This window comes from Chimaeribacter coloradensis (genome assembly GCF_002858715.1).
In the GTDB taxonomy this organism is placed as follows: Bacteria; Pseudomonadota; Gammaproteobacteria; order Enterobacterales; family Enterobacteriaceae; genus Chimaeribacter; species Chimaeribacter coloradensis.
Window position 1 is genome coordinate 178,766 of sequence record NZ_PJZH01000001.1, and the last position, 11,855, is coordinate 190,620.

General features: G+C 62.4%; 10 protein-coding genes. 4 read left to right on the forward strand and 6 right to left on the reverse strand.

All coding sequences use genetic code 11. The features are described from left to right. Window positions 1-53: 53 nt before the first annotated feature. Genes ssuB through ssuE form a run of 5 tightly spaced genes read right to left on the reverse strand, consistent with a single transcriptional unit; the run spans window position 54 to window position 4,402 of the window. On the reverse strand, window positions 54-830 hold the full coding sequence (ssuB, locus tag CYR32_RS00725) for an aliphatic sulfonates ABC transporter ATP-binding protein (protein WP_101821566.1): 777 nt from the start codon (window positions 828-830) through the stop codon (window positions 54-56). Beyond that, complete coding sequence (gene ssuC / locus CYR32_RS00730; RefSeq protein ID WP_101821568.1) at window positions 827-1,624, reverse strand: aliphatic sulfonate ABC transporter permease SsuC; 798 nt, start codon at window positions 1,622-1,624, stop codon at window positions 827-829. Before ssuC ends, ssuB begins: the two co-directional genes overlap by 4 nt. Before the next feature lie 10 nt (window positions 1,625-1,634). Beyond that, window positions 1,635-2,786: an FMNH2-dependent alkanesulfonate monooxygenase gene (gene ssuD, locus CYR32_RS00735; protein ID WP_101821570.1), complete on the reverse strand. Its 1,152-nt coding sequence runs from the start codon at window positions 2,784-2,786 to the stop codon at window positions 1,635-1,637. Window positions 2,787-2,841: 55 nt separating this feature from the next. Beyond that, the gene (locus CYR32_RS00740; protein WP_420912812.1) at window positions 2,842-3,813 is read right to left on the reverse strand and encodes a sulfonate ABC transporter substrate-binding protein; all 972 of its coding nucleotides are present in this window, start codon (window positions 3,811-3,813) and stop codon (window positions 2,842-2,844) included. 22 nt (window positions 3,814-3,835) lie between these two features. Beyond that, window positions 3,836-4,402: an NADPH-dependent FMN reductase gene (gene ssuE / locus CYR32_RS00745; RefSeq protein WP_101821571.1), complete on the reverse strand. Its 567-nt coding sequence runs from the start codon at window positions 4,400-4,402 to the stop codon at window positions 3,836-3,838. Window positions 4,403-4,694: 292 nt separating this feature from the next. On the opposite strand from ssuE, the gene pyrD reads away from it, so the two are divergent. Beyond that, window positions 4,695-5,705: a quinone-dependent dihydroorotate dehydrogenase gene (gene pyrD, locus CYR32_RS00750; protein ID WP_101821573.1), complete on the forward strand. Its 1,011-nt coding sequence runs from the start codon at window positions 4,695-4,697 to the stop codon at window positions 5,703-5,705. Between the two features lie 227 nt (window positions 5,706-5,932). After that, on the forward strand, window positions 5,933-6,481 hold the full coding sequence (locus tag CYR32_RS00755; protein WP_101821574.1) for a cell division protein ZapC: 549 nt from the start codon (window positions 5,933-5,935) through the stop codon (window positions 6,479-6,481). A gap of 71 nt (window positions 6,482-6,552) precedes the next feature. Here the strand turns inward: CYR32_RS00755 and CYR32_RS00760 are convergent, their stop codons facing one another. Next, window positions 6,553-7,665, reverse strand: a complete 1,113-nt coding sequence (locus tag CYR32_RS00760; protein ID WP_101821576.1) for a YcbX family protein — start codon at window positions 7,663-7,665, stop codon at window positions 6,553-6,555. 101 nt (window positions 7,666-7,766) lie between these two features. Here CYR32_RS00760 and rlmKL point away from each other — a divergent pair, with 101 nt between their 5' ends. Both rlmKL and CYR32_RS00770 read left to right on the forward strand, forming a co-directional pair. After that, window positions 7,767-9,890 (forward strand): bifunctional 23S rRNA (guanine(2069)-N(7))-methyltransferase RlmK/23S rRNA (guanine(2445)-N(2))-methyltransferase RlmL, encoded by a 2,124-nt coding sequence (gene rlmKL / locus CYR32_RS00765; RefSeq protein ID WP_101821578.1) that lies wholly within the window; start codon window positions 7,767-7,769, stop codon window positions 9,888-9,890. A 5-nt stretch (window positions 9,891-9,895) separates the two neighbouring features. Further along, window positions 9,896-11,803: an ABC transporter ATP-binding protein gene (locus CYR32_RS00770; RefSeq protein WP_101821580.1), complete on the forward strand. Its 1,908-nt coding sequence runs from the start codon at window positions 9,896-9,898 to the stop codon at window positions 11,801-11,803. Window positions 11,804-11,855: the final 52 nt, after the last annotated feature.

Sequence of the window (11,855 nt, forward strand, 5' to 3'; positions counted from 1 at the left end):
GTTCGTAATGAACCGCGCCTTTTTTTATGGCGGGAAGCGCCTGGGAAAACTGGTCAGGCGTAGCCGCGTGACGCCACCGGTTGCAGCGCCGGGGCAGGGGTCAGAATGCGGTCCAGCACCCGGCTCTCCAGCTCGGCCAGGCGGACCGACCCGCGGCGGCGCGGGCGCGGCACGTCCACTGTCACATCCAGGCCGACCCGCCCCTCTTCGATCAGCAGCACCCGGTCAGCCAGCGCCACCGCCTCACTGACATCGTGCGTCACCAGCAGCACCGTGAAGCCGTGCGTCAGCCAGAGGGATTCAATCAGCCCCTGCATCTCAATGCGCGTCAGGGCATCCAGCGCGCCCAGCGGCTCATCCAGCAGCAGCAGCCGCGGCCGGTGGATCAGCGCCCGCGCCAGTGCCACCCGCTGTTTCTGCCCGCCGGAGAGGGCAGACGGCCACTCACCGGCACGCTCCGCCAGCCCGACCGCCGCCAGCGCCTCCTGCGCCGCCGGCCGCCAGTTCCCTTTCAGCCCCAGCCCGACGTTATCAATCACCCGCTTCCACGGCAGCAGGCGCGCCTCCTGGAACATCAGGCGGGTATCCTCCTGCACGCTGGCCAGCGGCGCATTGCCGCTCAGCAGCGCGCCTTCGCTGGCCTGCTCCAGCCCGGCCAGCAGGCGCAGCAGGGTACTTTTGCCGCAGCCGCTGCGGCCCACCACCGCCACAAACTGGCCGGGAACAATACGCAGATCGATGTCATGCAGCACTGTGCGGGCACCGTAACGTTTGCTGATATGGTTCAGTGTCAGCGGGGTGCCCTGCGGGATACGGGTGGGCGTACTCATGCGTTGCCTCCTTGGGAGGTCAGTTGATAGGCGGGGTGCCAGCGCAGCCAGACGCGCTCCAGCAGTTGCGCGCTGAAGTCAGCCAGCTTGCCGAGAATGGCGTACAGCACAATGGCCACTACCACGATGTCAGTCTGCAAAAACTCACGGGCGTTCATCGCCAGATAGCCGATCCCGGCATTGGCGGAGATGGTCTCTGCCACAATCAGCGTCAGCCACATAAAGCCGAGCGCAAACCGCACGCCGACCATGATCGAGGGCAGGGCACCGGGCAGCACCACCTGCACAAACAGCGGCAGCCCGGAGAGGCCATAACTGCGCGCCATCTCCAGCAGGCCGCGGTCAATGTTGCGGATACCGTGATAGGTGTTCAGGTAGATCGGGAACAGCGTGCCGAGCGCCACCAGGAAAATCTTGGCGGATTCATCAATGCCGAACCACAAAATCACCAGCGGGATCAGCGCCAGGTGCGGGATATTGCGCAGCATCTGGAGCGAGCTGTCCAGCAGCCGCTCCCCCCAGCGTGACAGGCCGGTGATAAAGCCGAGCAGCAGCCCGAGGCTGCCGCCGATGGCAAAGCCGATCCCGGCGCGCCAGCTGCTGATCGCCAGATGGTGCCAGAGTTCGCCGCTGGCGCTCAGCGACCAGAAGGCGGTGATCACCGCGCTGGGGGCCGGCAGGATACGGTTAGAGAGCCAGCCGGCCTCCACCGCCAGTTGCCAGACGGCAATCAGCAGCACCGGCACGGCCCAGGGGGCGAGGCGGTATAACCCGCGTTTGGCAAAGTGATGCATGGCGCGCTCCTCAGCTCTGTGACGCAGTGGTCTGGTAGAAGTCATTGGCAATCACCTCGGATTGCGGCCGGATCACCCGCAGGTTAGCGGGCGCGGCATCCGGGGCGGCGAGATCGAGGTGCGGGAACAGCAGCTCACCCACCCGGTACGCCTCCTCCAGATGCGGGTAACCGGAGAGCACAAAAGTATCGATGCCCAGATCGGCATACTCCTGCATCCGCGCCGCCACGGTCGGGCCGTCGCCGACCAGCGCCGTCCCGGCCCCGCCGCGCACCAGTCCGACCCCGGCCCACAGGTTGGGGCTGATCTCCAGGTTATTTTTGTTGCCGCCGTGCAGTGCCGCCATCCGCCGCTGGCCCACGGAATCAAAACGGGCAAACGACTGCTGGGCCCGGGCGATGGTCTCATCATCCAGATTGGCGATCAGCCGGTCAGCGGCGCGCCACGCCTCGTCGGTGGTCTCACGCACAATCACATGCAGCCGGATGCCGAACCGTACCTGACGCCCTTTGGCGGCCGCTTTGGTGCGGACCTGCTCAATCTTCTCTTTGACCTGCGCCGGCGGCTCGCCCCAGGTCAGGTAGAGTTCGACCTGCTCGGCGGCCAGATCCTGCGCGGCGTCGGAGGAGCCGCCGAAGTAGAGCGGCGGGCGCGGCTGCTGCACCGGCGGCAGCATCAGGCGCGCCTCCTTGACCTGAATATGTTTGCCGTTGAAGGTCACGGTTTCGCCCTCCAGCACCCGACGCCAGACGTGGGTAAACTCGGCAGAGGCTTCGTAACGCGCTTCGTGGTCGAGGAACAGCCCCTCACCGGCCAGCTCATCCGGATCGCCGCCGGTGACCAGGTTAAACAGGGCGCGCCCGTTGGAGAGCCGGTCGAGCGTGGCGGCCTGCCGCGCCGCCAGCGTCGGGGAGATGATGCCGGGGCGCAGCGCCACCAGGAATTTCAGCCGTTGCGTTACCGGAATCATCGACGCCGCCACCAGCCAGGAGTCTTCACAGGAGCGGCCGGTGGGGATCAGCACCCCGCCGAACCCCAGGCGATCCACCGCCTGGGCGATCTGTTGCAGGTAGGCGTGGTCCACGGTGCGCGCCCCTTCCTGGGTGCCGAGGTAGTGGCCGTCGCCGTGGGTCGGTAAAAACCAGAAAACGTTAAGGCTCATAATGTGTGCTCCTTAGTGTCCCGGCGCGCGGTGCGCCGGGCGCAGGGGAAAAAGGTCAGGGCTCGGCGTGCCAGATGCGGCTGGCGATATCCAGTTTTTTCGGCAGCAGGCGGTTCTCATAAAACAGGTCGGCGGTCTCCTGCTGCGCGTTGGCGGTACGCGCATCTACCGGCTCAATTACCGTCACCGGGCGGTGGCTCAGGTAGGTGGCGATCACCGGCTCCGGCAGCCCCATGGCGTTGGCCAGCAGGGTAACACTGCGGTCGCGGTCGCTGCGGGTCAGGGCATCGGCGGCGGTCAGCTGGGTCAGCACGTCACGGATAAAGGCCGGGTTCGCCTCGGCATACGTGCGCGCCGCCAGGTAGAAGGAGCCGGTCTGGTTGAGGGTGGTGCCGTCTTTCAGCACCCGCACACCGCCCTGAAGCTGCGCGGCGGAGTAGTACGGGTCCCAGATCGCCCAGGCGTCGACGTTGTGCTGCGCAAAGGCGGCGCGCGCATCGGCCGGGGTCAGGTAGACCGGGGTAATGTCATTGAAGGTCAGCCCTGCCTGTTGCAGCGCCCGTAACAGCAGGTTGTGCGAGCTGGAGCCTTTCTGGAACGCCACTTTGCGCCCTTTCAGGTCAGCCACGCGCTGGATCGGGCTGTTGGCCGCCACCAGGATCACTTCCGCCTTGGGTTTAGGCGGCTCCTGCCCGACATAGAGCAGATCGGCCCCGGCCGCCTGTGCAAACAGCGGCGGCAGATCGCCGGTGCTGCCCAGGTCAATGCTGCCGACGTTCAGCGCCTCCAGCATCTGCGGCCCGGCCGGGAACTCCACCCAAGTAATGCGGGTCTGCGGGTAGCGCTTTTCCAGCATCTGGTGGGTTTTCGCCAGCACCAGGCTTACCGACCCTTTCTGGTAGCCGATGCGGAACTGCGCCGGTGCCTGGGCTGCCTGCGCCGCCATGCTCAGCCCGGCAAGCAATGTAAACAGCGTCATCAGGGCAGACAGGCGGCCCCAGCGGCGGAACAACGACATCGGTGTCATTCTGGCTCTCCTTATGTCCGGTTCAGGCGATATGTTGCAGTTGTGAGGTGCGCACCGGCGTGCGGCGATCCAGCGCCTGGTAGAAACTTTCCAGCGCCTCCTCCAGCCGCAGCGCCAGTGCCGGTACCAGCGTCGGCTGCGGCTGCGCTTTCATCTCAATCTGGCTGTCATCAGCAAAGACGCCGTGCAGCACTTCCTGCGCTTTCAGGGCGGCCAGCACCGGTTTCAGGGCGTAATCCACGGCCAGCATGTGGGCGATGGAGCCGCCGGTCGCCAGCGGCAACACCACTTTGTGGTCAAGCGCGCGCTCGGGCAGCAGGTCAAGCAGGGTTTTCAGCGCGCCGGAGTACGCTGCTTTATAAACCGGCGTGGCGATCAGCAACCCGTCTGCCCGGGCCAGCTCAGCCGCCAGCGCCTTGATCTGCGGGCTGTTGAAATTGGCATACAGCAGATCGTCGGCGTCGAAATCATGCAGGTTATAGGCGGTGATGGTTACGCCGCGCTGTTGCAGCCACTGTTCGCTGCGGCGCAGCAGCACAGAAGAGCGGGAGGGTTGTCGCGGGCTGCCTGCCAGAGATATAACGTGCATACTCACTCCTTATAACTGAATGGAATAGCCAGGCCATTTTTCCTGACGAAGTGTTACTACGCTATCAGCGGGAGCGGCGTTCTTAAAATCTCTTTTTCTGCTTTCTTTTTCTGAAAAAGGGCATAACGTCAGGCGGGCTGACAGCAGAGAAAGAGACGGCCCGGGAAGCGCTTCAGGCTGCGGGAGAAAACGTTTGCGGAAAGGGGCTTTTTTTACCCCGGATCATTTCCCTTTTCACCGGTATTCGCGGATAATACGCCCCCGGTTTGCCACCGGGAACTCAGGAGATTTCATGTATTATCCCCTCGTCAGAAAAGCACTTTTCCAGCTCGACCCAGAACACGCACACGAATTAACCTTCCGCCAGCTTCGCCGCCTTTCCGGCTCGCCGTTCGAATTCCTTATCCGCCAGTCGTTACCGGCCAAGCCGGTCAGCTGCATGGGCCTCTCTTTCAAAAACCCGCTGGGCCTGGCGGCCGGGCTGGACAAAGACGGCGAATGCATTGATGCGTTCGGGGCGATGGGGTTCGGTTTTGTGGAGGTCGGCACCGTGACGCCGCGCCCGCAGGCGGGCAACGAGAAGCCGCGGCTGTTCCGGGTGGTGGAGGCAGAGGGGTTAATCAACCGCATGGGCTTCAATAACCGTGGGGTCGATAATCTGATAGAAAATGTCAAAAAATCGCGTTTTGGCGGGATACTCGGCATCAATATCGGCAAGAATAAAGACACGCCGGTGGAGAACGGCAAGGATGATTACCTGCTCTGCATGGAGAAAGTCTACCCCTATGCCGGCTATATTGCGGTTAATATCTCATCACCCAATACGCCGGGGCTGCGTTCATTGCAGTATGGCGACGCGCTGGATGAATTGCTCGCCGCCATCAAGAATAAGCAGGCTGAATTACAGCAGCGCCACCACAAATATGTGCCGGTGGCGGTGAAAATTGCGCCGGATTTGTCGGAGGAGGAGCTGGTGCAAATTGCCGACAGCCTGGTCCGCCATAATATCGATGGGGTGATTGCCACCAATACCACGCTCGATCGTAAACTGATTCACGGCCTTAATTATTGCGAACAGGCGGGCGGCCTGAGCGGGCGGCCGGTACAGTTACGCAGCACAGAAGTGATTCGCCGTTTGTCGCTGGAATTACAGGGGCGGTTGCCGATTATTGGCGTGGGCGGCATCGACTCCTTAACCGCCGCGCGGGAGAAAATGCAGGCGGGCGCATCGCTGATTCAACTCTATTCCGGCTTTATTTACCACGGACCCCGGCTGATAAAAGATATTATTAACGCGATTTGATAGTTTTTAACCAACCTGCCGTGCCGGGGGGTTTATTTCTCCTTCCGGCTCGTCTATATTTTGTCCACTGCCGGGGTTATAGGCGCGGGATGCCAGCACGTTACCAGACTAAATAATATGTCCCGCGATCCTCACCGGCATCATTTATTAACACACCCCAGCAAAAGCCCTTTTACGGCGCGTTTGCTGGTGGTTTTGGAAATTAACAGGCGTAAAGGGGTAACCCGATGAGAATCAAACCTGACGACAATTGGCGTTGGTATTTTGACGCCGATCACGATCGGCTGATGTTGGATTTGGCAAACGGCATGATATTCCGCTCACGTTTTCCCGCCAAAATGTTAACGCCGGATGCGTTTGGTGAGTGTGCGTTTTCCGTGGAGGATGCGGCGCTCTATTTTGATTATGAAGCGCAGTGCCGCAAAATTAAGCTTAAATCGGAGCAGCGCGCCGAGCTGGTATTAAATGCGCTGGTGGCGTTCCGTTACCTGAAGCCGCTGATGCCGAAAAGCTGGCACTTCACCCAGCAGGCACGCACGCTGGCACCGAAAACCGGGGATGTGGTGGCCGTCAGGGTCACGGAGAGCGGTGACCGGGCGCAGTTGCTGGTGGTGGAATCCGGTGACAATGCCAGCCTCTGTTTGCTGGCGCAGAACCAACTGGCGCTGGCCGGGCGCACCATGCAGTGCGGTGACGCCATCAAAATCATGCATGACCGGATGATGCCGGTCGCGGAAGAGCTGGATCTGGCTGCCCTGTACGACCAGGCCGTGTAAGCGTTCCGTTCTGAAAACAGCGCACCCGCGGGCGCGCCGCCTTTCTGCCCCCGGTTTTCCGGCCAGGCTAGTCAACTCAGGGTAACATCTTCCAGCGGTATGCAGCTGCAACTCAGCAGCGTACCGTCGTCCCCCAGTGCATCCTGCACCAGCGGGGCCACCTTTCCCCCCTCCAGCGTCAGGCGGCAGCTGCCGCACAACCCGGCCCGGCATGAATAGGGAATGCGGAACCCCTGTTGCTCGAGCTGGTCCAGCAGCACCTCTTTTTTATTGCCGGTAAAGCGCTGCCCCTGATAGGTGATAGCGACCGCCTGGGCAGACGGCGCGGCAGGCGCAGGGGGGGCCAGCGGGGCGCTGACTTTCCCGGTACCGTAGGTGCGCGGCGTACAGGTAGCGAGCACCTCGACCTCGTCACCGGCCCGGATGATACCGCTGTTGCGCGCTATCAGGTTCATGCCGAAATCGACGTCGCCATTGGGGGCCGTGCGGAACGTCTGCAGTGTCTTCAGCGGCTCGCCGCCCGGATGTTTCACCCCGCGCTCGGTGCTGACGGTGGTCAGCACGCAGCGGCTGCACGGTTTCACCGCCTCAAACACCACGCTGCCGACCCGCACCTCTGCCCAGCTGTCTTCTGCAAACGCGCCGGCCCCGGTGACCACCAGGTTCGGCCGGAACTGCTCGAGTTTAATCCCGGCCGGGCAGCGGCGGCGCAGCTCCTCCAGCGAGGCCTCATTGACCAGCAGGAACGGGTAGCCGTCAGCGAAGGTCAGCGGGGTGTCGGGGTGGCCTTTCACCCGGCGGCTCAGGGTTGGCCCCAGCCAGCGCAGCTGCACATCGCGCGACAGGTAACCGCTCAGCCAGCGATTGATGGCCTCCGGAGCGATGCGGGCGGTAAACTGATTCCCCCAGACTTCGGTCGGGCTCTCCGTCGCACTGAATTCGTCATAGCGGATAACGGCGCTGTCGCCGTCCGGCGCGGCGATGAACAGGCCATCCGGCAGCAGGGCAGGGGTGAACTGCACCATCTGCGGCAACTGGCGGGCGGTAATAAAGGTGCCGTCCGGCGCAGTGACCATAAAGGCGCGGTCAAACGCCGGCCCGGCACGCTCCGCCAGCAGCTGTGAAAGCTGTAGCCCACGCATCGATTTCACCGGATGGATGAAAAGTTTGGAGAGGGTAATCACTGCTGACTCCTTGCCGGCATAAATGAGAGTCAGCAACTTTATGACAAGCGGGTGGGATTAGCTATAATGCGCAACAATTTTCTATTTGGTGATAAGTCGATATGAACTCTCTGTTTGCCAGCACGGCGCGTGGTCTGGAAGAACTGTTAAAAAGCGAACTGGAAGCGCTGGGCGCCCACGCCTGTAAAGTGGTACAGGGTGGGGTACATTTTCAGGGGGACGATCGTCTTCTGTATCAAAGCCTGCTGTGGAGCCGCCTGGCGTCACGTATTCTGCTGCCGCTCAATGAATTCAAGGTACACAGCGACCTGGACCTCTACCTGGGCGTGATGGCGATTGACTGGCCCTCTGTGTTCGGCGTGGATAAAACCTTCGCGGTGCATTTCAGCGGCCTGAATGATGAGATCCGCAACAGCCAGTACGGCGCGCTGAAGGTCAAAGACGCCATCGTGGACAGCTTCACCCGCAAGATCGACCAGCGGCCGAACGTGGCGAAACAGCAGCCGGACATCCGCGTGAATGTCTTCCTGCAACGCGACACCGCCAGTGTGGCGCTGGACCTGAGCGGCGACGGCCTGCATCAGCGCGGCTACCGTGACCTGACCGGCGCGGCCCCGCTGAAAGAGAACCTGGCGGCGGCGATCGTGATGCGCTCCGGCTGGGCGGCGGGCACCCCGCTGCTCGACCCGATGTGCGGTTCCGGCACGCTGCTGATTGAGGGGGCGATGATCGCCTCTGACCGCGCGCCCGGCCTGCATCGCCAGCACTGGGGCTTCACTGCCTGGAACGGCTTCAACGCCGACCTGTGGCGCGAAGTCACCACCGAAGCGCAGGTGCGCGCCCGCCGCGGCCTGCAGGAGACCACCTCCCGCTTCTTCGGCTCAGACATCGACCGCCGCGTGATTGAGATGGCGCGCGCCAACGCCCGCCGTGCCGGCGTCGCGGAGCTGATCACCTTTAACAGCAACGACGTCAGCAAGCTGGTCAACCCGCTGCCGGAAGGCCCGCGCGGTACCGTGATCAGCAACCCGCCGTACGGTGAGCGCCTGGAGAGTGAACCGGCGCTGATTGCCCTGCACAACCTGCTGGGCCGCATCATGAAAACCCAGTTCGGCGGCTGGCAGTTGTCGCTGTTCAGCGCCTCGCCGGAGCTGCTGAGCTGCCTGCAACTGCGTGCCGAGCGCCAGTTCAAGGCCAAAAACGGCCCGCTGGATTGCGTGCAGAAAAACTACCAGCTGGCGGACAACCCGGAAGGCGCCGCCACCGGCGGCCAGATTGCCGAGGATTTCGCCAACCGCCTGCGCAAAAACCTGCGCAAGCTGGAGAAATGGGCCAGGCAGCAGGGCATCGAATGCTACCGCCTGTATGATGCCGATCTGCCGGAATATAACGTGGCGGTGGATCGCTACGGCAGCAAAGTGGTGGTGCAGGAGTATGCGCCGCCGAAAACCGTGGATGCACAGAAAGCGCGCCAGCGCCTGTTTGACGTGATCAACGCCACGCTGTCGGTGCTGGATCTGCCTTCCAATCAGCTGGTGCTGAAGACCCGCGAGCGGCAGAAAGGCAAAAACCAGTACGAAAAGCTGGCGCAGAAAGGGGAGTTCCTGCTGGTGCAGGAGTTTAACGCTAAACTGTGGGTTAACCTCACCGACTACCTCGACACCGGCCTGTTCCTTGACCACCGCATTGCGCGCCGGATGCTGGGCGAGATGAGCCAGGGCAAGGATTTCCTCAACCTGTTCGCCTACACCGGCACCGCCAGCGTGCACGCCGGGCTGGGCGGCGCGCGCAGCACCACCACCGTGGATATGTCACGCACCTATCTGGAGTGGGCGGAGAAAAACCTGCGGGTCAACGGGCTGACCGGCCGCCAGCACCGCCTGATTCAGGCGGATTGCCTCTCCTGGCTGAGTGAGGCCAACGAGCAGTTCGACGTGATTTTCATCGACCCGCCGACCTTCTCCAACTCCAAGCGCATGGCGGACTCCTTCGACGTGCAGCGTGACCACCTGGCGCTGATGAAACACCTGACCCGCCTGTTGCGCCGCAACGGTACCATTATGTTCTCCAACAACAAACGGGGCTTCCAGATGGACATCGCCGGTCTGGCCGCACTGGGGCTGGTGGCAAAAGAGATCACCGCCCAGACGCAGTCCCAGGATTTTGCCCGTAACCGTCAGATTCACAACTGCTGGCTGCTCACCCGCGCCGGCGAGGAAAAGTAACTTTTATGTCTTTAATCAGTATGTCAGGTGCCTGGCTCTCCTTCAGCGACGCCCCGCTGTTGGATAACACCGAACTCCACATCGAGCCAAATGAACGTGTCTGCCTGGTAGGCCGCAACGGCGCGGGGAAATCCACGCTGATGAAAATCCTCAACCGGGAAGTGCCGCTGGATGATGGCCGCATCGTGTATGAGCAGGATCTGATTGTGGCGCGCCTGCAACAGGACCCGCCGCGCAACATCGGCGGCACGGTGTTCGATTTCGTCGCCGAAGGGGTGGCCGAGCAGGCTGAGCACCTCAAGGCCTACCACGCCATCTCCCATCAGGTCGGCCTCGACCCCAGTGAGAAGAACCTGGCCAAAATGGCGCAGATCATGGAGATCCTCGACCATCAGGGGTTGTGGCAGCTCGACAGCCGCATCCAGGAGGTGCTGGCGCAGCTCTCTCTGAACGGCGACGCGGAGCTGTCGTCGCTTTCCGGCGGCTGGCTGCGTAAAGCGGCGCTGGGCCGCGCGCTGGTCAGCTCCCCGCAGGTGCTGCTGCTGGATGAGCCGACCAACCACCTGGACATTGAGACGATCAACTGGCTGGAAGGCTTCCTGAAAGAGTTCCAGGGCAGCATCATCTTCATCTCCCACGACCGTTCCTTCATCCGCAACATGGCGACGCGCATTGTGGATCTGGATCGCGGCAAGCTGGTCTCCTACCCGGGGAATTACGACCTCTACCTCACCACCAAAGAAGAGGCGCTGCGGGTCGAGGAGCTTCAGAATGCGGAGTTTGACCGCAAGCTGGCGCAGGAAGAGGTGTGGATCCGCCAGGGCATCAAAGCACGCCGGACCCGTAACGAGGGGCGCGTGCGCGCCCTGAAAGCGCTGCGCCGTGAGCGCTCTGAGCGCCGCGAAGTGATGGGCACTGCCAAAATGCAGGTGGAAGAGGCGAGCCGCTCCGGCAAGATCGTCTTTGAGCTGGAAAACGTCAGCTACCGCGTCGGGGAGAAGCAGCTGGTCTCTGATTTCTCCGCCCAGGTGCAGCGCGGCGACAAAATCGCGCTGGTCGGCCCGAACGGCTGCGGCAAAACCACGCTGCTGAAACTGATGCTCGGCCAGCTGAAAGCGGACAGCGGCCGCGTACACTGCGGCACCAAGCTGGAAGTGGCCTACTTTGACCAGCACCGCGCGGAGCTGGACCCGGAGCGCACGGTGATGGACAACCTGGCTGAAGGCAAGCAGGAAGTGATGGTCAACGGCCGTTCCCGCCATGTGCTGGGCTACCTGCAGGACTTCCTGTTCCACCCGAAACGCGCCATGACGCCGGTGAAAGCGCTTTCCGGCGGGGAGCGTAACCGCCTGCTGCTGGCACGCCTGTTCCTGCGCCCCAGCAACCTGCTGATTCTCGATGAACCGACCAACGACCTCGACGTTGAAACGCTGGAGCTGCTGGAGGAGCTGATCGATGGCTACCAGGGCACCGTGATGCTGGTCAGCCACGACCGTGAGTTCGTGGATAACTGCGTGACCGAATGCTGGATCTTCGAAGGCAACGGCGTGATCAACAGCTTCGTGGGTGGCTACCACGATGCGCACCAGCAGCGCGCCGCGACCCGTGCCCTGCGCCAGGCACCAGCCGCCACGGAGAAAAATACCCCGGCGGCACCGCCCGCAACCAGTGCTAAACGTCCTGGAAACAAACTAAGCTATAATTTGCAACGTGAATTGGAACAACTGCCGCAACGCATCGATGCGCTCGAAAAAGAGATCGCCGCGCTGCAGGAAACCATGAGCGATGCCAGCTTCTTCAGCCAGCCGCATGATGAAACGCAACGTGTGATCGATGCGCTGGCGAAGGCGGAAAGCGAACTCGAAGCCGCTTTTGAGCGTTGGGAGAGCCTTGAGGCACAGAAAAACGGATAAAAACCCGGCGGCCGGTTCCCGGCCGCCATCCCCCTGTTTAGGAGCATCACGC